Source organism: Brevibacillus sp. HD3.3A (assembly GCF_013284375.2).
Classification (GTDB): Bacteria; Bacillota; Bacilli; order Brevibacillales; family Brevibacillaceae; genus Brevibacillus; species Brevibacillus parabrevis.
The window spans coordinates 1,513,921-1,537,952 of the sequence record NZ_CP085874.1 but is presented as its reverse complement, the minus strand read 5'-3'; the positions used below and the strand labels follow the sequence as shown (position 1 = coordinate 1,537,952).

Below are 24,032 nucleotides of genomic sequence, written 5' to 3'. Positions count from 1 at the left end.
TATTTTATATGCGGCGCTTTCCGATTATTGCTGCGACTTCCTATGCCTTGAACCCAAGCTTCGTCTCGAGTGATCTCCGGCTGGACGTCCGCTTTTTTCAGCAAAATGCGCTTGGCACCCGCCCATCATCGCTTTTTTACAAGGACAGAAGCTCTTTCGGCAAATTCATCAAATTGAGACAGCCGTCTTCCGTCACAATGACATTGTCCTCGATTCGGACTCCGCCTTTGTTCGGCAAGTAAATGCCCGGTTCAATCGTGAACGCCATGCCTGGCGCAAGCACCAGCGGATTGTTCTGGATCATGTACGGCTCCTCGTGTCCGCAAAGCCCGATGCCATGTCCAAGCCGATGCGTGAAGTATTCGCCATAGCCGCTATCCCGAATAATCGCGCGGGCTGTTTCGTCAATCTCATGCGCCGTGACGCCAGGGCGAACCGCCTCAACAGCCGCTTGCTGCGCCTGCCGCACGACCTCGTAAATGTTCGCAAGCTCCGCGTCCAGCTCCCCGACAGCCACCGTTCGCGTAATATCGGCCACATACCCATGAAAAATGGCTCCGAAATCGATGACGACCAGCTCACCGGACTGGATCAGCTTGTCCGATGCCCGTCCGTGCGGCAGCGCCCCGCGATATCCCGACGCGACAATCGTGTCAAACGGCGTGCCTTCCGAGCCTCTTTTTCGCATCTCGTATTCCAGCTCGGCGGCAACCTCCAGCTCCGCGACACCAGCCCTGACGCGAGGCAGGATCGCCTGAAAGCTGTCTTCCACGATGCGTACCGCTTGCCGGATCGTCTCGATCTCTTGCTCGTCCTTGATCACGCGCAACGCCTCAACCGTTTGCTCGATCTCGACAAACTCCTGTGCCCCAAGCTGCTCAACCGCTTTCCATTCCTTGACGCGCATGTGCCCATACTCGATTCCGACCCGGCCGAGCGTGCCCAGTTTTTTCTGCACCTCCGCCAACGCCTGTCCCGGACCTTGCTCGTCCGTGTACGAGAACAAAGCATCGTGCGCCACCTGCTCGACCTTGCTCACTTCCAGCTTGGGCATCAAAAACAACAGCTGATTCTCCTTCGTGAGAATAGCCAGGCTGAGCCGTTCGCTTTGATGCAGCGCCAGACCAGTGAAGTAGTACAGATTCGGGCCAGGCACCAAAATGCACGCATCCGTATTTTCCTGCTGCAAATGATGGGCAAGGCGTTGTCTTCTCGCTTCCTGCATCTCGTTCTCTCCTTTTTTGCCGTTGATGGCGCTTGCTCCGATATAGCCTGCGGCAAGGATGCTTTTTTCCACTTCCGCCTCTTTGCCTTTCCCCTTCAATACAACAGAACGGACGACAAATCCTGCCGAAGCCCTCCATTCTGCACCTGCGTACCGGAAAGCCGATGTCCTTTTGGCAAAATGGGGCGCCGTCCCGCTTGCTTTTTTCGCGAAATCCGTTATATTAGGTAATAACTTAAAATATTAGGCAACACCTAAAAGAAGGTGATCGAATGCTTGTGTGGATGTTGCGAAAAGTAATGGCTGACAGAGGGATCTGGTCCGGAGCAGCGCTCGCCCGTCTGCTGAAGGAAAAAGCCGGCTACGAAATATCGGCACCGTCGATCAGCGCTCTCTTGAACGGTCAGCCCAAGCAGATGAAGGCTGACACGCTCGATGCCTTGTGCACGGCATTGGACTGCACACCGAATGATTTATGGGTCTACACCCCACCCTCCCAACAAGATGGGGCATAATTACTACCTTTGGAGGTTGAAAGCAGATGGCAGTCAAAACAATCCTGCCTTTCGGAGAGCCGATTTTGCGCAAAAGCGCGAAGCCGGTGGTTGAATTTAATGACAGACTGGGAAAACTTTTGGACGATATGGCAGAAACGCTGTACGCCAAGGAAGGCCGAGCAGGGCTGGCCGCTCCGCAAGTCGGATTTTTGAAGCGGGTCATCGTCATGGATTGCGGAGACGGGCTGATCGAGCTGATCAATCCACAGATTCTGGAGATGTCCGGCGAGCAGCTCGGCCCGGAAGCCTGCCTGTCTTTTCCCGGCTACTCCGGCATTGTGAAACGCGCCCAGTACGTCAAAATCGAGACTGCGACCCGCACTGGCGAGACATTCACCATGGAAGCCGAAGACTTTTTGGCGCGCTGCATCCAGCACGAAATCGACCATCTGGACGGGATTTTGTTCGTGGACCGGATTGAAGGCGATAAGCTGTACCATGACCAGACGAAGCGCAAAGTGAACCTGATGGATGTGTGGAAGTTGACGCAAAAGCAAGGGTAATTCGGTTTTGATGGGAAAACGAAAAATCCACCTGATGATTTCAGGGTGGATTTTTCGTTTTATACGTTCTATACGCGTTCTGAAGTCCGTCGCTGTTCTTTGGAAACGATACCGCTGATGATGTAGACAGGAACGAACTCTTCGCTGGCATCCATTTTTCTGGCGAAGCCGTCAAGCTCCCACTTTTTCAGCAGTTTTGCCGCCTCCTCCATGCTGACCACTGCATTGTAAGCCAATTCGTGGACGGTCAGGCGACCATTCTTCCGCTTGGCTACCTGGAAAGCCACTCGCTCCATTTTTTCTGCTTCCTCCTTAGCCCTGATTAAATACAAAACTCTGTATCCGCCGATAACCGCCCCAATCCCCGCATAAAAGAGGAAATTATTCCAGTTCATTAAAGCGTAACCAGCCAATAACGAATAAAAGAAAGCATAACAACACGTCATCATCAGCTGCTCTTGCAGATGCTTGAACTTCGCTTGCGGCTTGTAATTGGGCTCCCGATTGTACACCATAGATTCATGCGAGCAATTCGGAAACAAATATATCGCTGTCCCGTCATTCTCGTACGATATCGTCACAAGATTGTTCTTGTGCCAGCGATCAATCATCGGCTGGAGGGATGACATGCTCTCATTGGTAAATTCTGCGATTTCTTGCGGATATAGCACGCCTTGGTTGTCCAAAACGTAACCCAGGACATCATGCTCGGTTTTCCGCACATAGTCTCGGTAAGCCAAGTAAACAACATGAATCAGGCGGATCACTGCTAACGTGCAGACGATGATGGCTCCTGTCAAAAATGCATCTGAATAAATCATCTGTTTATCCAATAGCCAGAGCGGAGCTATGATGGTCACAAGAACGATAAAGGTAATCCTCGGCAACTTTTTCCATGCTTTTTGTTTCTTTTCATCTTCTTCCGTTTCATCCACCTTGCCACAATAATCCCGCTCATCTGGCAGCCAATTCTCGTAGACGAGCGGCGCCAATTCATATACTGTGGCGTCGCCGACAGCAGATGAACTGCTTAGAATCTGCTTTTGTTCAAGTTCCTTTAAAATCCGCTCACATTCTGCCAGCTTCAATGAAGTTTTCAATGCCAGCATTGGCGCGGTAACCTCGTTGCCATAATCTAGCGCAATCCCGATCACATCTGCATGATACTTGATATCCTGACTCTTTTTCGCAAGCATTCGCTCAATCATCCGGGAGCCAATGTAGATCAGGGAAAGAATCACCAAGAGTAGACCTATGATGCTCTCATTGTCCATCAAGAGATGTATAGTAGTAAAAAATGGCTTCCATAGTGCAACACCAAGGATTATTAATACTGCACAAAGAATTAAAATACCCACCAAAATAAAAAAAGCCATCCCGAAGAAGTATTCCATTCCTTCCCCTCCCTTCTATTCGTCCCTATTGGAAAATCCGGGGAAGCAGTAAAGAATATCCCCTGTTTTCGCCACGCTCAAGTCTGCGTATCCCCTGTTATGCAGATCATCCAAAATTTTTTGCGATTCCGTTAAGGAAAGCGTAGTTTTTGCGGCAACATCCACGGCCGTAATGTATCCATCATTCTCATTCGCTACCGTCAAAACTCTTAAAATCGCCCAGTCTTCCCTTTTGAAACGAATCTTTTGCAGTCCTTTTGCGATCCATCCCTCCATGATTAATCCAAGTGGAAAGGCGATAGCGTAGGAGAGAATCAGGATCGCAACCGTGTCCGAATGAAACTGCTGGTAATAACCGAGCATTTCTGGATACCACAGATCGTCCTGCGTAACAGTAGGCAAATAATGCTGGAACACAAAAAACAGAATAATAGTTAGTGCGATAATACTCATGTAATTCCCTCGACTTTCATATTTTCCCATGCTCTTTCAATTTTACACGTTAGCCTCTATTTTCGGAATCATCTTCCAGCGTATGATTTACCAAAACTCGCTCAGGAACGCAGTATCGGATCAAGCTAACGTTGGTCGAGGAAACAGAAAAAACAAGCGGCAGAACTTTCGAACTCCCACCCAACTGGAGGAGAAAAAGGAAACCGGCTTTTCAGCAGCACGTGATTACGCTTCTTCGAGCACGCTGCTTTTGACGCGGTTTTCCTTTTTTGCCATAGGCGGACCAGTCCATGCTTCCCCGCAAGAGTCCAGGTGCCCTAAAGCAATTTCTCCTGTTTCCTCCCTCCACTACAGCACCGATCCCCAACGCACCAAAAAAGGCACCCACACCAAACCAGCCTGTGGATGCCCTTACTCTTCTACGCCAACCTAAATATACAACATCGGATGAAGCTTCTCCTTAATCAACTGAGCACGCTGCTCGTAAAACCGGAGAAACTGATCCGCATCCCACGTTTGCTCATCTCTTGGAATCAGATGCTGGTTGATGTAAAACGTTTTGTTCGTGACATGATTGTCAATCCATTCCTTCAACGGCTTCGCGTTTTTCACTCCGCGGTTTGTGCCGTAATCGAGGAGCTGATAGTTGAAGACGCTGTTGACCTGGTCCAGCGAATACCCTTTGCTCACAAGAATCGAGTACGGGTGGATGTGGTCCATGTCCTGTTTTCTTGTGACAGGTTCACGGTCGTAGATCAAATAGAACAAAAAGTTGCTGTCAAACTGGTTGCTGATGCTGGATGTATCGAGATTCCGCGTAAACCAGAGCGGGTGGCTGGTGTAGATGGAAAACAGGCGCTGCGTCGGAAAAGGCGCATTTTTGTGCTGCTTCATTTCCTCCAATATTTTTCGAATCCCCGTTTTATACGGAATCCATCCGGAGCCTCGGCTGAATACCCCGTTCAGCAGCGACCAGTACATCCATTCATAAATACTTGCGAAGTCCTCGTTGCTCGTATCGAATGTATCGAACAGATTTTCCAGCCTGTCCGTCGGCACATCCGTTTTGTGAAAAATATGATACGCGATGAAGTAGAGCGGGATAAAGGAACGGTTCCCTTCCCGGTAGTAGTTGAGCAGCTTGGCGGACTGCAAAAACTTCCGCAACGATTTTAACGTTTCAAGGATGCGCGCCCGATTTTCGATGGCGAATGTCGCGTCTGCTTCCTCGATATCGGTCATTTCCTTTTTGTGATTGTCGTTCAGCAAAAAGACGAGCTTGATCAAAACTTCTTGCGTCAATCCGATGTCCTGATAATCTTTCAGCGTGGACTCCAGAAATTCTTCCATTTTCCACTCGAACCCTTTCAGGATCGACGCCACCAAATCAAAGGAAGACAGCTTTGTCCCGCCGTCGTTCAGCCTTCTGAACAACTCGACGATCCGCTGGCGATTGGAGTTTTCGTTCAGCGAACGGTTGATGCGCACTTTCGAGAGGCCAATGCTTTCGTTATTAAAAATGCTGCGGTAAAAGCGGGCGATGTTTTTGCGAACGTAGTCCTTCTCAAGCGCTTCCGTGATCGCAAAGTTCTGGATGATTTCATCCGCTACTTGATCCTCGTCGTTTGTCTGTTTCAAGGAGCGGTACAGTTTGCTGACCGAATACCACTTGTACGTCTTCAATTCGCACTCTTCTTTATCCGTCGCCTGCTTGGGCAGCTTGTCGCTGTCTTTTTCGAACTTGAAGTAAAATACGAGATTTTTAAAGTCGCTAAACAAGTCGAAATACAAAATTTTTCCGTTAAAGCTTCCCAGCAATCCGAGGTAAAACGATTGGAGTCTTTGCTGACCGTCGATGATGAACAGGTGATCCTTTGAATTGGTTTCATCGTAGATCGAACTGATGGCCTGACCGTCCTTCGTAAAATGTCTATAGGCAAAGAGCGGCTTGTTGCCCTCTTCTTCCTCGATCGCCATAATCCCGCCGAACGAGTTTCCCTTAAGCAACGTGTCAAACAGCAATTCCATTTTCTCTTCTTCCCAGACGAGCCTGCGCTGGATGACAGGCAATACCAGGGTGTTGTCGTGGATACGCGTAACGATTTCGGATACTTTTTTTGTTTCCCAGTTAGCCATGTGCCATCGGACTCCTTTTTCCAAAAAGCGGGATTCAATATTCGTCTTTTCCTTTCATCTTAGTTAAAATGACCACGATTTTCCACAACCTTTTGCCATTTCAAAAGGTTTCTTGCCACCGCGGCGGAATAATCAAGCCAACTCCCACCATCACAATAAAAATATTCACCATCAAAACGCCAAGCACAGCTGGCAGATGACCTTTGCGCAACATAAAAAAGCCCCCTCATCCATTTTTTGGACAGGAGGCGAAAATTCCACGCGCAAATAAACAGGCACACTTTTCCCAGAGAAAAAGTCAAATGCCCTATCATTACGAGCAAAAGCCAACACCTATCCTGTCCAAAAAAATTCGTCATTTTCATACGAGTTTTTCCTGGAAATCGGATTAGGAGATCATCGGCTTTCGGTCACCCTTTCATTTTTCGATAGGGCAAGCGTAACAAAGCCTGAAAAATAAGCAAATATTTTTTAGGCAAACACGATCGTCTTGTTGCCGTACACGATGACTTTGTCCTCCACGTGCCAGGAGATCGCCTGGGCCAAAACGTTTCGCTCGACGTGGCGGCCTGCCACTTTCAAATCTTCTTCCGTATAGCGATGGTTGACGCGAATCACGTCTTGTTCGATGATCGGGCCTTCATCCAGATCGTTCGTGACGTAGTGCGCCGTTGCCCCGATCAGCTTCACCCCGCGCATGAAGGCGCGCTTGTACGGATTCGCCCCGATAAAGGCGGGCAGGAAGGAATGGTGAATGTTGATAATCTGATTGGGAAAATGGGTAATAAAGCGCGGAGACAAAATCTGCATGTACCGGGCCAAAACGATGAAGTCGACATTGCCCTGCAACAGCTCAAGCGCCTTGCGCTCTGCCTCTTCCTTGCTCTGGGTCGCAAGCGATATGTGATGGAACGGAATGCCGTACGCTTCCACCGTCTCTTTCGCATCCGGATGATTGCTGATGACCATAGGAATATCGACGAGAATTTCCTGCGATTTGACTCGCCAGAGCAGCTCGACAAGGCAATGATCCATTTTGGAGACGAAAATCGCCATGCGCTTTCTTTGGCTTTCCTTGCTGAGCCGCCAGTCCATCGGGTAATCCTCGGCCATTTTGGCCAAGTCCTGCTCCAACTGTGAAAATGCCGTTGGCAGAGAGTCGAGGTCAAACAAAATGCGCATGAAAAACATCCCGTCGCGCGGGTCTGTCGTGTGTTGGTCGAACTGAACGATGTTCGCTTTGTAGCTGAGCAGCAGATTGGAAACGGCAGAGATGATGCCCAATCTCTCCGGGCAAGAAATCAAGAGGACGGCGCGGTTCTCATTTTTTGCAGGCTCGTGGTTCATATGTATGTTCCTCCCATTCTGGATGCTTTTCCCTCTTCATAGACATAGACTGTCCAAAACCGTTGGAAAACCTGCGATCAGCTTTCATGGCATGGACAAACAAACAAACAAACAAACAAGCAAGCTCCCGCCCTGTCAAAGCAACAGGCGCGGGAGTCGCGTTTATTTGGCAATCGTCGCTTGCGCCACCTGCTCATGCGCATGGTAGGAGCTGCGGACGAGCGGCCCTGATTCCACATGGGCAAAGCCCAGCTGCATTCCCAGTTCCTTAAATTCGCGAAACTCATCCGGCGTGTAGTATTTCAGGACGGGCAAATGCTTTTTCGTCGGCTGCAAATACTGCCCGAGCGTCATAATATCGCAGTTGACGGCGCGCAAGTCGTGCATCGTCTGCACGATTTCCTCGTCCGTTTCCCCTACGCCAAGCATGATGCTGGACTTTGTTTTCTGCCCGGGCCGAAGCTTTTTCGCATTTTGCAAAAGCGTCAAGGAACGCGGATATTTCGCTCTCGCCCGCACCCGATCCGACAGGCGCTCGACTGTCTCGATGTTGTGGTTCAATATGTCCGGCTTTTCGGCCAAGACCGTCGCCAGCGCCTCCTCCGATCCGCCGAAGTCGGGAATCAATACTTCGATGCCTGTCAGCGGATTGCGCTCGCGAATCGCCCGGATCGTCTCTGCGAAAATCGAAGCTCCGCCGTCGCGCAGATCATCGCGCGCAACCGAGGTGACGACCACATGCTTCAAGCCCATTTTCGCTGTCGCAATCGCTACCTTTTGCGGCTCTTCCTTGTCAAGCTCGGTTGGCAGGCCCGTTTTCACGGCGCAAAAGCGGCAGGCGCGCGTGCAGATGCTGCCCAAAATCATGAACGTTGCCGTGCGGTTGCTCCAGCATTCGTAGATGTTCGGGCATTTCGCTTCCTCGCATACGGTGTGCAGGTTGCCGCCGCGCATGATCGCTTTCAGCTCTTTCATCTGCTCATTCGTATGCAGCTTGATTTTCAGCCATTCCGGTTTTCGCTCAGACGAGGGCACCTTCATTGGCTTGGCTCCCCTCTGCTTTCCGCACAGCGTTTTCCTCTGCCGGCTTCCGATAGCGCAATACGGGCTTGCGCGCCGCCGTCACCTCATCCAGACGCGAGACAATCGTCGTGTGCGGAGCTTCCTGCACAATCGTCGGATTTTCCTCCACTTCTTTTGCGATCGCAATCATGGCGTCGATGAACTGATCCAGCGTCTCTTTCGACTCCGTCTCGGTCGGCTCGATCATCATGCACTCATCCACGATCAGCGGGAAGTAAATCGTCGGCGGGTGATAGCCGAAATCAAGCAGACGTTTGGCAATGTCCAGCGTGCGCACGCCCAATTTCTTTTGTTTGCGCCCGGACAGGACAAATTCATGCTTGCAAATGCGGTCGTAAGGAAGATCGTAGTACGGCGCCAGCTTGCGCATCATGTAGTTCGCATTCAACACGGCTTCCTGGGAGACGCGCAGCAACCCTTCCGGCCCGTTGGCGCGAATGTAGACGAACGAGCGCAGCAAAATCCCGAAGTTGCCGTAAAACGCTTTGACCCGTCCGATCGATTGCGGAATATCGTAGTCGAGGCGATACGTGTCGCCCTCCTTGACCACCTGCGGACGCGGCAAAAACGGCACCAGCTCTTTTTTGCAGCCGATTGGGCCAGCGCCAGGACCGCCGCCGCCATGCGGCCCGGTAAACGTCTTGTGCAAGTTCAGATGCACCACGTCAAAGCCCATGTCTCCCGGGCGAGCGATGCCCATGATCGCGTTCGCATTCGCTCCATCGTAGTACAGCAAGCCGCCCGCCGCGTGGACGATCTCGGCAATCTCCTGGATGCTTTCCTCAAACAAGCCGAGCGTGCTCGGATTCGTCAGCATCAGTGCAGCCGTGTCTGCTCCCACGACTTTGCGCAGCTCCTCCAGATTGACGTTGCCCTGTTCGTCAGAAGAAATCGTGACCGTCTCCAAACCAGCGACTGCCGCGCTCGCCGGATTCGTCCCGTGCGCCGTGTCAGGCACGATCACTTTCGTCCGTTTTTCCCCGCGGCTCTCGTGGTAAGCGCGAATCATCATCAGCGCCGCCCATTCGCCCTGTGCTCCCGCCGCAGGCTGCAAGCTGACCGCATCCATCCCGGTAATCTCCGAAAGCTCCGCCTGCAAGTCGTACAATACCCGCAAAGCGCCCTGCATCGTTTCCTCCGCCTGGTACGGATGAATTTTGGCAAAGCCGGGGTAGCGAACGACATCTTCATTGATTTTCGGATTGTACTTCATCGTGCATGAGCCGAGCGGATAAAAGCCGGAGTCGATCCCGTGGTTGCGGTTGGACAGCCCGGTGTAGTGACGCATCAAGTCCAGCTCGGAAACTTCCGGCAGCTCCGCAGGCTGCTTGCGCAAATACTGTGCGGGGAAAACTGCGTCCAGCTCCACCTCTGGCACATCGCTCTCAGGCAGGCTGTAAGCGACGCGACCCGGCTTGCTCATTTCGAAAATCAGCTCTTTTTCCTTGTTAGTTTGCACGGCCAATCTCCCCCAATCCTTGGACAAGTGCGTCGATCTCTTCTTTCGTGCGTGCTTCCGTCACAGCCAAAAGCATGTGGTTGGCCAGCTCAGGATAATCCCGCCCGAGGTCGTAGCCCCCGACGATCTTTTTCCTCAACAGCTCGCGGTTGACTTCGCCTACGCTTTTCGGCACCTTGAGCACAAATTCGTTGAAAACAGGGCTGTGGTAAACGAGCTGGCAATTGTCCAGCTTCGCCAGCTCGCGCAGCGCATACTGGGTCTTTTGCACGTTCAGCCGGGCCATTTCCTGCACGCCGCGTTTGCCGAGGGCGGTCATGGCGACAGAGGCAGCCAGAGCGTTCAGCGCCTGGTTCGAGCAAATATTGGACGTCGCCTTCTCCCGGCGAATGTGCTGCTCGCGCGCTTGCAGCGTAAGCACGAATCCGCGGCGTCCTTCCTGGTCAACGGTCTGGCCGACGATTCTTCCCGGGATTTTGCGCATGAGCTTTTCCTTGACGGCAAAATAACCGCAAGATGGCCCGCCAAGCTGCATCGGGATGCCAAAAGGCTGCGCTTCGCCGACGACGATATCGGCGTTGTACGCTCCCGGCGGCTGCAACACACCGAGGGCCAGCGGGTTGGCACTGACGACAAACAGCGACTTGTGCTGATGCGCGATTTTCTCAAGCGAAGCCAAATCTTCGACTGCCCCGAAAAAGTTCGGGTACTGCACCATGACCGCTGCCGTCTGTTCGTTTACCGCTTGCTCCAACGCTTCCAGGTCGGTCACGCCGCCCTTGCAGCCAATCTCGATCACTTCATAGCCTTGAGCCTTGGCATTGACCCCGAGAATTTCACGCGCTTCCGGATGTACCGCTTTCGACACGATGACATTTTTTCCGGCAACGCCGCCGACAGCCAGATTCGCCGCTTCCGCCAACGCCGTCGGCCCGTCGTACATCGACGAGTTCGCTACTTCCATCCCGGTCAGCTCGCAAATCATCGTCTGAAATTCAAAAATCGCCTGAAGCTCTCCCTGACTGATTTCCGGCTGGTACGGCGTGTAAGCCGTGTAAAACTCCGAACGGGAAATCACGTGGTTCACGGTGCTGGGAATGTAATGGTCGTAGATGCCCGCTCCGAGAAAATAGGCGTATTCGCTGCTGTCGACATTTTGTCTCGCCAGCTTGGTAAAATGCCGCACAGTTTCCGGCTCGGACAGCGCAATCGGGATTTGCAGACTGCCTTGAAAGCGGATCGCTTCCGGGATGTCCGCAAACAGTTCCTCTACGCTAGACAGACCGAGAAACGACAGCATCTCTTGCTTGTCTTCCGTTGTCATTGGCAAGTATCGATAGTTCACACTTATCCCTCCAAGACAAAATCTGCATATTGTTCCGCAGAAAGCAGCTCGGACAGTTCATCCGGATTGCTGATTTCCACGACGATCATCCAGCCGCCGCTGTACGCATCGCTGTTGATGACTTCCGGGCTGTCTTCCAGCTCGCTGTTCACTTCCACCACTTTGCCGCTCACTGGCGAAAACAGGTCCGATACCGCTTTGACCGACTCGACCGAGCCCATGCTTTGATTCGCGACAACTTCGGCACCCACTTGCGGCAGCTCTACAAATACGAGATCCCCGAGCTGGTTTTGCGCAAAATCGGTGATTCCCACGCGCACTCTCGTTTCGCTCAGCACCTCGACCCATTCGTGTTCCCTGCTGTACAACCAACCTTTGACGACTTTGCTCATGTCCTGATCTCCTTTGACTCGTTCGTATTCGGATTCATCCGTTTCCTGATTTTTTAGCGCTTGTAAAAAGGGGATTTGACCGTTACCGCCTCGACCCGCTTTCCGCGAATCTCCACAGCAAGCGGCGTGTCTACAGCCGCGTACTCTGCGCGGATCAGCGCCAGCCCCAAGTTTTTCTTCAATGTCGGGGATTGCGTGCCAGAGGTGATGTAGCCGATCGGCTCATCCTGCTCCCCTGCTTCTTGCGCAAACACAGGATAGCCTGTGCGCGGAATCCCTCTGCCGATCAGTTCGACGCCGACGAGCTTGCGCGGCACGCCTGCTGCTTTTTGCTTTTGCAGCGCCTCTTTGCCGATGAAGTCCTGTTCCTTTTGCAGCTTCACGGCAAAGCCGATCCCGGCTTCAAGCGGCGTGATGTCGGCCCCCAGCTCTTGCCCGTACAGAGGCAGTCTTGCTTCAAAACGCAGCGTGTCCCGCGCGCCCAGTCCGCACGGCAGCACGCCGTCTGCTTTGCCCTCCGCCAAAATTTTTTCCCAGAGAGAAGGCGCATCTGCCGCAGACACGTACAGCTCGAAGCCGTCTTCTCCGGTGTAGCCTGTGCGCGATACGAGCGCCTTGATGCCCGCGACATCCACGTCTTGCTGGAACCAGAAATAGCGGATTTGCGACAGGTCAGTTGCGGTCAACCGTTGCAGCACCTGCTCGGCAAGCGGGCCTTGAATCGCCAGTTGAGCCGTCGCGTCGCTCACATTTTCGACCGTGACCTCGCCTTTTGCATGCGAGACGATCCAGTCTACGTCTTTGTCGATGTTGGACGCGTTGATCACCAGCAAAAATTTTTGCTCGCCCTGCTTGTAGACAAGCAGATCGTCCACTGTGCCGCCATCCGGGTAGCACATCGCCGCGTACAGCGCCTGATTCGTTTGCAGCGTCGTCACGTCGTTCGTAATCAGCGACTGGACAAACGCGCTGGCGTCAGGGCCTTCAATCATGACTTCACCCATATGGGACACATCGAACAGTCCTGCCTTCGTCCGTACCGTGTGATGCTCTTCGATAATACTGCTGAACTGCACAGGCAACTCCCAGCCGCCAAAGTCGATTACCTTGGCGCCGTGCTGGGCGTAGAGCGGGTAGAGCGGCGTTCGTTTCAAAGCTTGAGCTTGCATCCAGCCTCATCCCTTCGTCTTCATTTCATGATTCTCTCTTTGACCGCCTCTCCGGTTGGCGTCACGGCAAGTCCGCCGAGAGCCGTCTCGCGGTAGGCGCGGGGCATTTTTTTCCCGATCTCGTACATCGCTCCGATCACTTCATCGCACGGAATCTGGCTTTCGATGCCAGCCAGCGCGATATCGGCTGCGGAAAAGGCGATGGAAGAACCGATCACGTTGCGCTTGATGCACGGCACTTCCACCAAGCCTGCAACCGGATCGCAGACAAGTCCGAGCAACGATTTCAAGGCGATGGCAGCCGCATGAACCGCCTGGCGCGGCGTCCCTTGCTTGATCTCGACGAGCGCGGCAGCAGCCATCGCTGTAGCAGATCCTACTTCTGCCTGGCAGCCTCCCGCAGCACCCGAAATAAACGCGCGGTTGGCGATCACATAGCCGATGGCGCTTGCCGTGAACAGCCCCATCACCAGATGCTCAAACGTATATTTTTGATTTTCGTGCAGCGAAAACAGGCAGCCGGGCAAGATTCCTGCCGAGCCCGCTGTTGGCGTCGCGACGATGATTCCCATGCGGGCGTTCATTTCCGAGGTGGCAAAAGCGAACTTCATCGCATCCCCGACAATCGGCCCTGTCAGCTGCTCCCCTTTTTCCAAATAGCGCTCCAGCTTGTAGGCATCGCCGCCCGAGATGCCGCTTGGGGCGAGGGATCGATCGGACACTCCCTGATCGATCGCCTCTTTCATCCGGACGAGCCGCAGCTTCATCGTTTCCACAATCTCCTGCTCCGACCGACCGCTTTTCGCGCTCTCGCGGGCCACCATCACTTCTGCTATGCTCCTGTTGGTCGATTCACAGAGAGCGAGCAGCTCTGTCATTGAAGTAAAGTCCATGCTATGCTCCCCCTACCGCAGCCTCGCAGCGTGTATTGTGCCAAAGCTTGTTGCGCAAGTCATCCAGATCGTACGGCGCGTTCAACGGAATATCGACAGCGAACTCGTTCACGTAAAACACTTTCGAGATGCCGCCGCCGAGCGAGACGCCGCCGATGACGGCGATATCGCGTGCTGTGCGGGCCTGGATCATGACGGTATTGGGATGATCGTAGTACGGGCAGTCGCCCCGCTTTTCGAATACGACCTGCAGCCCTTTCGCCGCTGCCAGCTCCAGCGCTACGCGTATCCGGCTGTCATCCGTGTCCATCCCGAGCAAGCCGCCCACCACTGCCTTGTCTGTCCCGTGTCCTTTGTACGTTTCCGAAAAAGAGTCGTAAAACACAATCGTCGCTGACTCGATTTCGCCGCCGAGAAAATCGCGGACGAATTTTCCGATCGTGACGACTCCCGCTGTATGCGAGCTGGAAGGGCCAACCATGATCGGCCCGATAATATCAAAGCAGCTGTTGTATACCATCGTCGCTCCTCCTGCTTACCTCACTGCGAGCTGTTGATACAGCGGATACGATTCGCACAGCCCGCGAATTTCGCTTTTCACCCTGGCGGTCGTCGCTTCGCTGCCCTTGTCTTTGAGCACAGCGGCAATCGCCCGGCCAATCGTCTCCATATCCGCTTCCTTCATGCCGCGGGTCGTAATCGCAGCCGTGCCGATTCGCACGCCGCTCGTCACAAACGGACTTGCCGTATCGTACGGAATCGTGTTTTTGTTCACCGTAATGCCTGCCGCCTCCAGCAGATGCTCCGCTTCTTTGCCTGTCAAATCCCACGGCCGCACATCGAGCAAGACCAGATGGTTATCCGTTCCCCCGGACACGAGCGTCGCCCCTTCGCTTTTCAGCGTCTCCGCCAATGCCGCGGCGTTTTTCACCACTTGCTGCGCGTAGGTGACGAAGCTCGGCTGCAACGCTTCTTTGAAGGACACTGCCTTGGCGGCGATCACATGCATGAGCGGCCCGCCCTGGATGCCCGGGAAAATGGCTTTGTTGATCCCTTTGAAAATTTCTTCGTCGTTCGTCAGGATGATGCCGCCGCGCGGGCCGCGCAATGTTTTGTGCGTCGTACTCGTCGTGACATCTGCGTGCGGAACGGGCGAAGGATGCAAGCCTGCGGCGACCAGTCCGGCGATGTGCGCCATGTCCACCATCAGCTTGGCTCCGACTTTGTCCGCGATTTCCTTGAACCGGGCGAAATCGATCTGGCGCGGATAAGCGCTCGCTCCGGCAATCAGCAGCTTCGGCCGCTCGCGCAATGCAACAGCCTCGACTTCTTCATAGTCGATCCGGTGCGTATCTTCGCGCACGCCGTAAGCGACGACATTGAACCATTTACCCGACAGGCTGACAGGGCTGCCGTGCGTCAAATGCCCGCCGTGGGACAAATTCATCCCCATGATCGTATCGCCGGGCGAAAGCAGGGAGAAAAAGACGGCCGTATTCGCCTGCGCCCCGGAGTGCGGCTGCACGTTCGCGTACGTTGCGCCAAACAAGTTGCTCACCCGTTCGATCGCCAAACGCTCGACGACATCGACATGCTCGCAGCCCCCGTAGTACCGTTTTCCCGGGTACCCCTCCGCGTATTTGTTGGTCAGTACGGACCCCATCGCCTGCATCACTTCTTCGCTGACGAAGTTCTCGGAAGCAATCAGCTCCAATGTTTGATGCTGCCGCTGCCGCTCGTCTTCCATCGCCGCAAAAATTTCTTGATCGCGCTCCTGCAAACTCACGATATCTCCCCCGTTTCAACTTTTGCTCGCTACCTTTCCCAAGCGTACGAACGCGAAAAAAGGACAATGGAAAGATAGACTCCTTTTTCGGAAAAAATCTACCTTTCCTCTGTCCTTTTTACCTGAGAGTTTGGCTTCGGTTCGCGAAGCTTTCCCCTTGGGTGGCTTGTGCAGCGCTCTCCAGAGGTGCGTCCAATCGTGGTACTCTTTACCTGAGAGATTAATCCCAAGGGTTTTTGGGACTTGCTCCTTCGGTGCCAGCCAGTGCGGCCAGTCTCTCCCACGATCATCATCCGCCGATATGCAGTTATTTGTTCAGTTGATGAATGCCGTGCCCGAGCGCTCCTTCTGCCGCTTCCATGATGATTTCTCCCAGGCTCGGATGGGCGTGGATCGTCTCGGCAATATCTGTCAGCGTATGCCCTTTTTCAATCGCCAGGGCAACCTCGCCGATCAGATTGGACGCTTCCGGCCCGATAATCTGCGCTCCCAGCAGCAGCCCCGTCTCCTTGTCGCCCACGAGCTTCACGAAGCCTTCCCCGACGTTCAGAGACAGTGCCCGCCCATTCGCGGCATAAGGGAACTTGCCAACTGCCACCTCGTGTCCGCGCTCTTTGGCTTCCGACTCGGTCAGTCCCACACTGGCAATCTCCGGATCGGAGAACACGACAGCGGGAATCTTTTTGTCGGTGAGCTTGCTGTCTTTGCCAGCGATGGCTTCCGCCGCGATTTTGCCTTCGTACGACGCTTTGTGGGCAAGAGCCGGGCCTTCCACCAGATCGCCGATCGCATACAGGTGCGGAATGCTCGTTTGGCACTGTTGGTCGATCTGGATGAAGCCGCGCTCTGTCAGCTTGACAGCGAGCTTTTCCAATCCCAGCCCCTCGATGTTCGGCCGTCTGCCAACCGTAACGAGCACATAGTCAGCGGTCGCCTGACGCTCTTCGCCTTTTGCCGCATAGGTGACGCTGACCTGTTCGGCTGTTTGTTCCGCCCCTTTGGCCAGCGCTTCGGTGTGCACTTCCACGCCGAGCTTTTTCAGCTTCCTCGCCACCAGACGCGACAGTTCTTTTTCAAAGCCAGGCAAAATCGAGTCCGAGCCTTCCAAAATCGTCACCTTCGTGCCCAGCTTGGCAAATGTCTGCCCCAGCTCGATCCCGATATACCCGCCGCCAATGACCAGCAAGCTTTTCGGCAATTCTTCAAGCGCCAGCAGTTCTGTCGAGGAAAGAATGCGGCCCGCGAATGGAAAGGCTTTCAATTCGATCGGACGCGAGCCTGTCGCGAGAATCGCTTGCTGGAATTGCACCTGCGTGCAGTCGTCGCCATTTTTCACCTCAACCAGCTGCTCGCCGACAAGCCGCGCTTCCCCGCTGATTCTTTTGATCTTGTTGCCTTTGAGCAGCGAGCTTACGCCTCCGGTCAATTTGTCGACCACGCTGCGCTTCCATGCCTGAACCTTGGCGAAATCGACGCTCACTTCTGCTGCCTGCAAGCCGATGCTCGCGGATTGCGTCATCGCCTCGTATTGATGCGCCGCCGAGATCAGCGCCTTGGAAGGAATGCAGCCGCGGTTCAAACATACGCCGCCGACCGTGTCTTTTTCCACAATCGCGACCTGCTTGCCGAGCTGAGCCGCCCGGATCGCGGCTACGTAGCCCCCCGGCCCCGCTCCGATCACGAGGACATCCACCTGCTCTACTGTTCCGTTCGTTGTCATTTGTTCTCTCCACCTGTTTTTCTTTTTCTGTGTAAGGCGTCTCCCGCAGTTTTGCCCTGCAAGAAGATGCGCCTGCTTACAGTCGGCCAACTGCTGCTCGTGCTGTTCTGCCTGTTTCCGTTGTCAACCGCGACGAACAGCGAGCCGATCCGCAAAAGCTTCTTCCGGGCTGGACAAGGCGAAGCCCAGGGAAGGGTCGTAGTCCAGGGTAAGCACATCCCCGAGATGCCGTTTGGTCAACCGATCCATGCAGACCGGAATCCCGTTTTCGTACACGAGCGTGTCGTTTTTGCGCAGCTCATCTACTCCGAGCTGGACAAAAAATCCGCAACCGCAGTCGCCGGAGATCACCACGTCAATCCTGAGCGCGGTATCCTGCGGAAAATTCAGTTTTTTCAGCTCTGCTTGAGCCGCTTCCTTGATCGTAAGCTCCATTTTCGTGATCGCCTCCTCCTTTCCCATCGCGCCACCTTTCACTCGTATCCGTTTCGTTTGGCCGAAATGCAAGCGTCTGCGCCCGCTTTTGTGCAACTCGACGCGACGTTTCATTCAGCAAAAAAGGACAGAGGAAAGATAGAGTGACGAATACTCTACCTTTCCTCTGTCCTTTTTACCTGAGAGTTTAACTTCGGCAATCAATCGGTTCCGAAGTATTCCCCTTGGGTGGCTTGTGCAGCGCTCTCCAGAGGTGCGTCCGATTGTAGTATCTGGTACCTGAGAGATTAATCCCAAGGGTTTTATGGGACTTGCTCCTTCGGTGCTAAACGCGTCGTTTAGTCTCTCCTACAATCATCATCCGCCGCTATTCACTTGTTGGCTAACATTGACATTAGTAAATCACACTCCTTCTGCCGATGTCAATTCTGAAAAAAATTATTATTCAGGTAACCTTATTCGATTTGCGGCGGGCCGCCATGACGACTGGCATCGCGAACAGGCCAAAAGCGGTAACGCCTGCTTTTGGCCTGTTGATCCACCCTATTTTTTACTGTTGCGAAATCGCAGCCTCATCCATGTACACGTATTCCCACAAATGTCCGTCCAGATCGATAAAGCTCCAGCTGTACATGAAGCCGTGGTCTACCGGGTCTTTAGCCGGCTTGGCCCCTGCTTCGTGCGCTTTGTTTACGATCTCGTCGACTTGCTCCCGGCTCTCGGCTGACAGCGCCACGATGACCTCGGTGCTCTGGGCCGTATCCGTCACGGGCTTGTTCGTGAACGATTGGAAAAACTCCTCCACCAAGAGCATCGCGTAAATATTTTCGCCAATCACCAGGCAAGCGGCATTTTGATCCGTAAATTGCGGGTTGAACTCATAGCCCAGCGCTGTAAAAAAATCAATCGACTTGTTCAAATCTTTCACGGGCAAATTGACAAAAATTTGTTTTGATTGCAGTGCCATTGCGTATCCCTCTTTTCGATAAGTGTTGTGATTGATTAAATCGTACCATCTCTTGGGATACGATGCTTCTTATGGATTGCTAATTACGCCAACTGATTCGCCCCTCCTAAGAAACCTCCGCCGCAAAAACACTCAACTCGCGCACAACAGCCTCATCGACTTCCACGCCAAGCCCCGGACGATCTGCGAGCAGCAAGCGATCCTGCTCGTAGCGAAGCTGTCCGAAGTCGCGGGAGAACATGAGCGGCCCCACCATTTCGTTGGAAAAGATCATCCCTTTTGCCAAAGACAGATGCGCCCCGGCGGCGGTGGCCACGGCTGATTCGACCATCGAGCCAACCTGACATCCCATCCCCGCCATCTCTGCCTGCGCGACCAGCTTGAGCGCCGGATACAGGCCGCCGCACTTCATCAGCTTGATGTTGATCAAATCGGCTGCCTGGCGGACGATGACTTCCCGCATTTCTTTGTCGCCGTGCAAGCCTTCGTCGACCATGACCGGAATGAACGTTTTTTGGCGAACCTCTGCCAAACCGATCAGATCGTCCGCCAAAACAGGCTGCTCAATCCAGTCGAGCTGGCAGTCCTCTACTTGCTTCAACACGCGCATCGTTGTCGCCACATTGCGCCAGCCCTGGTTCGCGTCCACGCGCAGCTGGACGTCCGGGCCAATTGCCTCGCGGACGGCGCGAATCCGTTTGACATCGACAGCCGGATCGCCGCCGACCTTGATCTTGATGCTCGAATATCCGTCTTGCAAAGCTTGCGCCGCCTGGCGAGCCATTTCTTCCGGCGGCAAAATGCTCACAACATAAGGCACCGTCAAAAAGTCGTGCGCTTTTCCGCCAAGCAAATTGTAGACAGGCTGTCCCGCGGCTTTGCCCATGAGATCGTAGCAGGCGATATCGATGGCCGCTTTTGCAGATGGCGCGCAATAGACAGCCTGCTCCATGATTCGGTGAACTTTTTCAATATCAAACGGGTTAGCCCCGAGGACGAGCGGCGCAATGTCTTTCACCAGCATCTCGTACGTGCTGGAAAATGTCTCGCCCGTCACGTGCGGGTCGGGCATGCCTTCGCCGTAACCGACAAGCCCCGTGTCCGTCGTCATTTTGACAATGATGCTCGGAAGCTTGTGAAACGCATCGTAGGCCACGATAAACGGCCGCACCAAAGGCAGCTCGGTCGCAAATACTTCAATCGCAACAATTTTCAACAGGAAACCCTCCATTGCTCACACATTTTTCTTAAAACGGTCCATAGTGCATCCAATTGGCGATGATGACCGCTACCAGCCCAATCCCGAACTGCATCAAAATCAATGGCAAAATCCACTTCGCCCAACGAATCCACGGGATGCCCGCAAGCGCCAGCCCTGCCATGAAGTAACCCGAGGTCGGGAAAATAATGTTGCCGATTCCGTCTGCCAGCGAGAAAGACAGCACCGCCGTTTGCCGCGTCACTCCGACCAGATCAGCCAATGGCGCCATGATCGGCATGGTCAGCGCCGCTTGTCCGCTGCCCGAAGGTACGACGAAGTGAATCAACGCTTGCAAAATGTACATGCCAGCCGCGCTGAGCACAGGCGGAATTTCGTGCAGCATGCCTGACGCATGGAACAACAGCGTATCGATGACGTGTCCGTCGCCAAGCACGACCAGTGTCGCTCGCGACAACCCGATGATGAGAGCGCCCGTGAGCATCCCCGCCGCCCCTTTCATGAACGACTCGATCAACTGATCGGCAGACATGCGGGAAATGAGCGTAATTACGATGGCCAAAATGACGAACAAGGCAGAAATTTCGGTAATGTACCATTGGAATTGCAGGACGCCGTAAATCAAGGCGACGAAGTTAAGCAGGAAGCAGATCAGCACCCATTTGTGCGTTTGGGACAAAGGTTGGTCAGTTGTCGGTGCAGTCTGCTCAAACGCTGCGACCCCTTCGCCGTAAAATCCGAGCGAGCGATCTTTTTTCACCTTCATCGCGTAGCGGTAAATGAAGCCAACCGATACGGCATACATGATCACGAACAAGATGATCCGGTAGCCAATGCCCGAGAAAATCGGCAGCTGGGCGATTCCTTGGGCAATCCCCACTGTAAACGGATTCATGATCGCCGTCGTAAAACCGATCGAGGCTCCTACCAGGACAATCGCGGTTCCCGTGATGACATCAAAGCCGAGCGAGACAGCAAGCGGCACCAAAATCGGGATGTAAGCCAGCGTCTCCTCCGCCATTCCGGTAAACGCCCCGGCAAAGGCGAAAAACAGCATCATGATCGGGATCAGCCACTTTTCCTTGTTCCCGAGCTTTTTGGACAGCGAGCGGATAAAAGCGTCGACAGCTCCTGTCGCAGTCAGCACGCCAAACGCTCCTCCGATGATCAAAACAAAGAAAATAATTTCTCCTGCGTCCACCATCCCCGTGTGGATCGCGCTAAACAGGGAAAAAACGGAGACGGGCGTCTGTTCAATCGCTTTGTACGACTGTGGATCGACGACGTTTCTGCCGTTCACTTCCACGCGGGCGTATTCTCCCGCCGGAACGACGTGGGTGAGAAACGTCGCGATGAGCAGCACGCCAAACAACAGCACGAAAACGTTGATTCCTCTCTTGCGTCTTGCTGCTTGTTCTTTGCTGTTTGGAAGCACTTCCAACTCCCCCTTTTTTATTATTCTGTTTTTTTATCGTAGTCGATTTGATTCGGCATGAAAAATGAGGTTGTTCAATGATAACCATAAATAAATCCATACTTCGCCACACAAAAAAACGACCCCCGGAATCGCTTCCGAAAGTCGTATACCACGGCTTCATTCAAGCCCGAAAAGTCGGCCACACATCAAGCACCACGTCGACAAAGCTGCTGACGGTGCTGTAATCGCGCTGGTCGCGCGGATAAATCAAGTAAGTCAAAAGCCTTTTCGGAAAGCGGTGCAGCACTTGCAGCGTTCCCTGCCTTACTTCTTTTTCAATCATGACGTCGCTGATCAAGGCAATCCCCGTCTGGGACATAACCGCCCGCTTGATCGCCTCTTCGCTGCCGCATTCGATCGTCCAGAGCGGTTTGCAGCCGATTTCTTCCAAACATTCGCGAATAACGCCTTCCATATCGTACGTAATGAACGGATGCTCCGCAAAAAGCTCCTCGGCGCTGCGCGACTTGACCAGGAGCGGACTCGCTACCAGCACCAAATCTTCCTGATCGATCAAAATTTCCTCAATCCCCGGCCGATTGCACTTCCCGGCGACAATCCCGATATCCGCCCGGTTCGACTCCACCAGCTTGATCGTCTCCTTGCTGTTGTAACAGAGCAGCTTCATCTGCACTTGCGGATGCACCTTCACGTAAATGCTGAGCAGTTGCGACAAGTAATAGCTGCAATAAAACTCGGGCGCCGCGATGGTCAAATTGCCGTACGGCTTTTCCAGCCGCCGCAAGTCTTGTTCCAGCTCATCCAAATTTTGAAACAGCTTGTCTGTATGCTTTTTCAACAGCTTGCCTGTCGGCGTCAAAAACGTCCTTTTTCCCACCCGGTTCAGCAAGGTATGGCCGATGTCTTGTTCCAGCGCCTGAATTTGCAGGCTGATCGTCGGTTGCGTATAGCGCAAAATTTCCGCAGCCTTGGTGAGATTCAAACATTCCGCAACGACGTGGAACGTCTTCAAGTGGCGCAGCTCCATCCCCATCACCCCAAAAGCTCAGTTAGACTTTCGTTTCGTTTTGTATTTGTTCATCGTAGAACATTTGCTGTGAACAGACAATACGAAAACCGCACCGAAAAGCGTGCCTCGCAGGAGGGCGAAAAGCCGCTTGGCGCTGAAGGATACTGCTTCGTCATGGGGCGATGGCTCTTGGTGACGGAAAAAGCTTACGGGAGAATGTCTGAAAATGTTCAGGAATGAAGCAGCCCTGGCTCATTCGGGTACCCTATAATTTACTGTGATGATCTCCCCTGCCATAGACAGACCATATATGTACGATCGGAGTGACGAGAGATGTACAAAAAGCTACTGGCCATCCCTGTGACGGCTGTTTTTCTGTTGCTTGCCGCATGCGGCGCGGGTTCCGGAGGGCAAACCGCAGACGGCTCGCCTGCCGCAAAGCCGACCAGGTCCATTCAATATTTGGGCACTGCCTATAAAATTCCGGCGCGAACCAAACAAATCGCCTTTGTCGATTCGCGAAGCAGCTTTGAAGACTCGCTTTTGCTCGGCATACCGCCGTTCGCCGCAACGGTAGAAAAATCCGGCGCGTTCCCGCAGGAATACGCCTCGATTACGCAAAATACGCAAAAGCTCCCGGCAGACATCGTCGAGCGGATTGATGACCTGAAAGCTCTCTACCCGGACACTATCCTGACCTCTGACAAGACGCCTGCGGAAAAGCGCGCCACGCTGGAAAAGGCAGCGTCCGTGATCCCTATTTCCTCGAACGGAGCGCACTGGGAAGACAACCTGCGGCTTTTGGCTGAAGTGCGCGGCAAAGACGCAAACGTGGATGCGATTGTGAGCAAGGTAAGAACCAACATCGAAAATACGCGGGAAAAGCTTGCCCCGCTGAAGGATAAAAAGGTGTTGGCTGTCTGGTTCCACGAGGGCGCTTTTGTCGTCTCCCCGAAAAACGAACGGTACAACTATTTGCTCTACACCGATCTCGGGCTGGCGACACCAGACGTTGTAGAACAGGCAAAAGAGCCTGTATCGCTGACGCTTGAACAACTGGCCCAGACAGACCCCGATTATTTGTTTGTCATGGTCGACAAAAGCAGCGACCCCGGCGCAGAAGCTGCCTTTGAACAGTTGCAGCAAAAAAGCGAATGGAGCAACCTGCATGTGGCCAAAGAGGGCCGCGTATACGTCAACGCCGTCAATCCGGGCTTGGCCGGGGGCACTGCCTACAGCAACCAGTCCTTCATGAACGCGATTTCCGCCCGCATGTTGAAATGATGTATAAGAGCACAAAATCGGACCATACTATACTTATCGAGCTCGGTGGTGTGTTTTCAAACAGGCTGTAGTCCCTAACGGAGGCGATGTGCCATGGATGATTTACACGATCACCTAGTGAGTAAGGAAAACCGCAACACTGCAATAAGCTTCTAACTTCACACTGGAGGTAGATGCGTCGCACGTGATGATCGGTAACACCTCAAAACTAGCGAGCT

22 protein-coding genes and 2 riboswitches are annotated in these 24,032 nt (G+C 53.6%); of the genes, 3 read left to right on the top strand and 19 right to left on the bottom strand.

Annotated features, from left to right (window positions below; translation table 11 throughout):
- Positions 1-136: 136 nt before the first annotated feature.
- A complete protein-coding gene (locus tag HP435_RS07570; RefSeq protein ID WP_229049848.1) occupies positions 137-1,297 on the bottom strand; it encodes a M24 family metallopeptidase in 1,161 nt (386 codons plus the stop codon).
- Positions 1,298-1,497: 200 nt separating this feature from the next.
- On the opposite strand from HP435_RS07570, the gene HP435_RS07565 reads away from it, so the two are divergent.
- Positions 1,498-1,740 (top strand): helix-turn-helix domain-containing protein, encoded by a 243-nt coding sequence (locus HP435_RS07565; RefSeq protein WP_122963024.1) that lies wholly within the window; start codon positions 1,498-1,500, stop codon positions 1,738-1,740.
- 26 nt (positions 1,741-1,766) lie between these two features.
- Positions 1,767-2,285, top strand: coding sequence for a peptide deformylase (gene def / locus HP435_RS07560; RefSeq protein ID WP_122963023.1), 519 nt, complete (start codon positions 1,767-1,769; stop codon positions 2,283-2,285).
- A gap of 68 nt (positions 2,286-2,353) precedes the next feature.
- Here def and HP435_RS07555 read toward each other — a convergent pair whose 3' ends face one another.
- The 18 genes from HP435_RS07555 to HP435_RS07470 form a co-directional block, all read right to left on the bottom strand.
- Positions 2,354-3,679 (bottom strand): hypothetical protein, encoded by a 1,326-nt coding sequence (locus tag HP435_RS07555; protein ID WP_173598395.1) that lies wholly within the window; start codon positions 3,677-3,679, stop codon positions 2,354-2,356.
- 15 nt (positions 3,680-3,694) lie between these two features.
- Positions 3,695-4,132 carry a hypothetical protein gene (locus tag HP435_RS07550; protein ID WP_063228592.1) on the bottom strand — a complete coding sequence of 146 codons (438 nt, stop codon included), beginning with the start codon at positions 4,130-4,132 and terminating at the stop codon, positions 3,695-3,697.
- Between the two features lie 429 nt (positions 4,133-4,561).
- Positions 4,562-6,268, bottom strand: coding sequence for a GmrSD restriction endonuclease domain-containing protein (locus tag HP435_RS07545; RefSeq protein WP_173598396.1), 1,707 nt, complete (start codon positions 6,266-6,268; stop codon positions 4,562-4,564).
- A 471-nt stretch (positions 6,269-6,739) separates the two neighbouring features.
- Positions 6,740-7,615 carry a formyltetrahydrofolate deformylase gene (gene purU / locus HP435_RS07540; protein ID WP_122963020.1) on the bottom strand — a complete coding sequence of 292 codons (876 nt, stop codon included), beginning with the start codon at positions 7,613-7,615 and terminating at the stop codon, positions 6,740-6,742.
- Between the two features lie 162 nt (positions 7,616-7,777).
- Positions 7,778-8,656 carry a lipoyl synthase gene (gene lipA / locus HP435_RS07535; protein ID WP_173598397.1) on the bottom strand — a complete coding sequence of 293 codons (879 nt, stop codon included), beginning with the start codon at positions 8,654-8,656 and terminating at the stop codon, positions 7,778-7,780.
- The gene (gene gcvPB / locus HP435_RS07530) at positions 8,637-10,121 is read right to left on the bottom strand and encodes an aminomethyl-transferring glycine dehydrogenase subunit GcvPB (RefSeq protein WP_229049940.1); all 1,485 of its coding nucleotides are present in this window, start codon (positions 10,119-10,121) and stop codon (positions 8,637-8,639) included. Before gcvPB ends, lipA begins: the two co-directional genes overlap by 20 nt.
- A 25-nt stretch (positions 10,122-10,146) precedes the next feature.
- Positions 10,147-11,481 (bottom strand): aminomethyl-transferring glycine dehydrogenase subunit GcvPA, encoded by a 1,335-nt coding sequence (gcvPA, locus tag HP435_RS07525; RefSeq protein WP_217365621.1) that lies wholly within the window; start codon positions 11,479-11,481, stop codon positions 10,147-10,149.
- Positions 11,482-11,504: 23 nt separating this feature from the next.
- Complete coding sequence (gene gcvH, locus HP435_RS07520; protein WP_122963016.1) at positions 11,505-11,894, bottom strand: glycine cleavage system protein GcvH; 390 nt, start codon at positions 11,892-11,894, stop codon at positions 11,505-11,507.
- Positions 11,895-11,947: 53 nt separating this feature from the next.
- Positions 11,948-13,063, bottom strand: coding sequence for a glycine cleavage system aminomethyltransferase GcvT (gcvT, locus tag HP435_RS07515; RefSeq protein ID WP_173598398.1), 1,116 nt, complete (start codon positions 13,061-13,063; stop codon positions 11,948-11,950).
- A 20-nt stretch (positions 13,064-13,083) separates the two neighbouring features.
- Positions 13,084-13,956 carry an L-serine ammonia-lyase, iron-sulfur-dependent, subunit alpha gene (gene sdaAA, locus HP435_RS07510; RefSeq protein ID WP_173596138.1) on the bottom strand — a complete coding sequence of 291 codons (873 nt, stop codon included), beginning with the start codon at positions 13,954-13,956 and terminating at the stop codon, positions 13,084-13,086.
- A gap of 1 nt (position 13,957) precedes the next feature.
- Entirely contained in the window at positions 13,958-14,476 is a 519-nt protein-coding gene (locus HP435_RS07505) for a serine dehydratase beta chain (RefSeq protein ID WP_122963013.1), read from the bottom strand.
- Between the two features lie 15 nt (positions 14,477-14,491).
- Positions 14,492-15,745 (bottom strand): serine hydroxymethyltransferase, encoded by a 1,254-nt coding sequence (gene glyA / locus HP435_RS07500; RefSeq protein ID WP_173596276.1) that lies wholly within the window; start codon positions 15,743-15,745, stop codon positions 14,492-14,494.
- Between the two features lie 186 nt (positions 15,746-15,931).
- Positions 15,932-16,035, bottom strand: a riboswitch (glycine riboswitch).
- Positions 16,036-16,049: 14 nt separating this feature from the next.
- On the bottom strand, positions 16,050-17,462 hold the full coding sequence (gene lpdA, locus HP435_RS07495; protein WP_173596136.1) for a dihydrolipoyl dehydrogenase: 1,413 nt from the start codon (positions 17,460-17,462) through the stop codon (positions 16,050-16,052).
- Positions 17,463-17,585: 123 nt separating this feature from the next.
- A complete protein-coding gene (locus tag HP435_RS07490) occupies positions 17,586-17,924 on the bottom strand; it encodes an iron-sulfur cluster biosynthesis family protein (RefSeq protein WP_173598399.1) in 339 nt (112 codons plus the stop codon).
- Between the two features lie 229 nt (positions 17,925-18,153).
- Positions 18,154-18,258, bottom strand: a riboswitch (glycine riboswitch).
- A gap of 189 nt (positions 18,259-18,447) precedes the next feature.
- Complete coding sequence (locus tag HP435_RS07485) at positions 18,448-18,864, bottom strand: VOC family protein (protein WP_122963009.1); 417 nt, start codon at positions 18,862-18,864, stop codon at positions 18,448-18,450.
- Between the two features lie 106 nt (positions 18,865-18,970).
- Positions 18,971-20,080: a mandelate racemase/muconate lactonizing enzyme family protein gene (locus tag HP435_RS07480; RefSeq protein ID WP_173596134.1), complete on the bottom strand. Its 1,110-nt coding sequence runs from the start codon at positions 20,078-20,080 to the stop codon at positions 18,971-18,973.
- A 31-nt stretch (positions 20,081-20,111) separates the two neighbouring features.
- Positions 20,112-21,518, bottom strand: coding sequence for a YfcC family protein (locus HP435_RS07475; RefSeq protein ID WP_173598400.1), 1,407 nt, complete (start codon positions 21,516-21,518; stop codon positions 20,112-20,114).
- Between the two features lie 163 nt (positions 21,519-21,681).
- Positions 21,682-22,548: a LysR family transcriptional regulator gene (locus HP435_RS07470; protein WP_173598401.1), complete on the bottom strand. Its 867-nt coding sequence runs from the start codon at positions 22,546-22,548 to the stop codon at positions 21,682-21,684.
- A gap of 315 nt (positions 22,549-22,863) precedes the next feature.
- Between HP435_RS07470 and HP435_RS07465 the strand changes: the two genes are divergently transcribed.
- Positions 22,864-23,814: an ABC transporter substrate-binding protein gene (locus tag HP435_RS07465; RefSeq protein WP_173598402.1), complete on the top strand. Its 951-nt coding sequence runs from the start codon at positions 22,864-22,866 to the stop codon at positions 23,812-23,814.
- The last annotated feature ends 218 nt before the right edge of the window (positions 23,815-24,032 follow it).

What these genes read in the sequence shown, in the direction of transcription:
- HP435_RS07565 (WP_122963024.1), top strand. Translation starts at nt 1,498, where the DNA reads ATGCTTGTGTGGATGTTGCGAAAAGTAATGGCTGACAGAGGGATCTGG.
- def (WP_122963023.1), top strand. Translation starts at nt 1,767, where the DNA reads ATGGCAGTCAAAACAATCCTGCCTTTCGGAGAGCCGATTTTGCGCAAA.
- HP435_RS07555 (WP_173598395.1), bottom strand. Translation starts at nt 3,679, where the DNA reads ATGGAATACTTCTTCGGGATGGCTTTTTTTATTTTGGTGGGTATTTTA.
- HP435_RS07550 (WP_063228592.1), bottom strand. Translation starts at nt 4,132, where the DNA reads ATGAGTATTATCGCACTAACTATTATTCTGTTTTTTGTGTTCCAGCAT.
- HP435_RS07545 (WP_173598396.1), bottom strand. Translation starts at nt 6,268, where the DNA reads ATGGCTAACTGGGAAACAAAAAAAGTATCCGAAATCGTTACGCGTATC.
- purU (WP_122963020.1), bottom strand. Translation starts at nt 7,615, where the DNA reads ATGAACCACGAGCCTGCAAAAAATGAGAACCGCGCCGTCCTCTTGATT.
- lipA (WP_173598397.1), bottom strand. Translation starts at nt 8,656, where the DNA reads ATGAAGGTGCCCTCGTCTGAGCGAAAACCGGAATGGCTGAAAATCAAG.
- gcvPB (WP_229049940.1), bottom strand. Translation starts at nt 10,121, where the DNA reads ATGAGCAAGCCGGGTCGCGTCGCTTACAGCCTGCCTGAGAGCGATGTG.
- gcvPA (WP_217365621.1), bottom strand. Translation starts at nt 11,481, where the DNA reads ATGACAACGGAAGACAAGCAAGAGATGCTGTCGTTTCTCGGTCTGTCT.
- gcvH (WP_122963016.1), bottom strand. Translation starts at nt 11,894, where the DNA reads ATGAGCAAAGTCGTCAAAGGTTGGTTGTACAGCAGGGAACACGAATGG.
- gcvT (WP_173598398.1), bottom strand. Translation starts at nt 13,063, where the DNA reads ATGCAAGCTCAAGCTTTGAAACGAACGCCGCTCTACCCGCTCTACGCC.
- sdaAA (WP_173596138.1), bottom strand. Translation starts at nt 13,956, where the DNA reads ATGGACTTTACTTCAATGACAGAGCTGCTCGCTCTCTGTGAATCGACC.
- HP435_RS07505 (WP_122963013.1), bottom strand. Translation starts at nt 14,476, where the DNA reads ATGGTATACAACAGCTGCTTTGATATTATCGGGCCGATCATGGTTGGC.
- lpdA (WP_173596136.1), bottom strand. Translation starts at nt 17,462, where the DNA reads ATGACAACGAACGGAACAGTAGAGCAGGTGGATGTCCTCGTGATCGGA.
- HP435_RS07490 (WP_173598399.1), bottom strand. Translation starts at nt 17,924, where the DNA reads ATGGGAAAGGAGGAGGCGATCACGAAAATGGAGCTTACGATCAAGGAA.
- HP435_RS07485 (WP_122963009.1), bottom strand. Translation starts at nt 18,864, where the DNA reads ATGGCACTGCAATCAAAACAAATTTTTGTCAATTTGCCCGTGAAAGAT.
- HP435_RS07470 (WP_173598401.1), bottom strand. Translation starts at nt 22,548, where the DNA reads ATGGAGCTGCGCCACTTGAAGACGTTCCACGTCGTTGCGGAATGTTTG.
- HP435_RS07465 (WP_173598402.1), top strand. Translation starts at nt 22,864, where the DNA reads ATGTACAAAAAGCTACTGGCCATCCCTGTGACGGCTGTTTTTCTGTTG.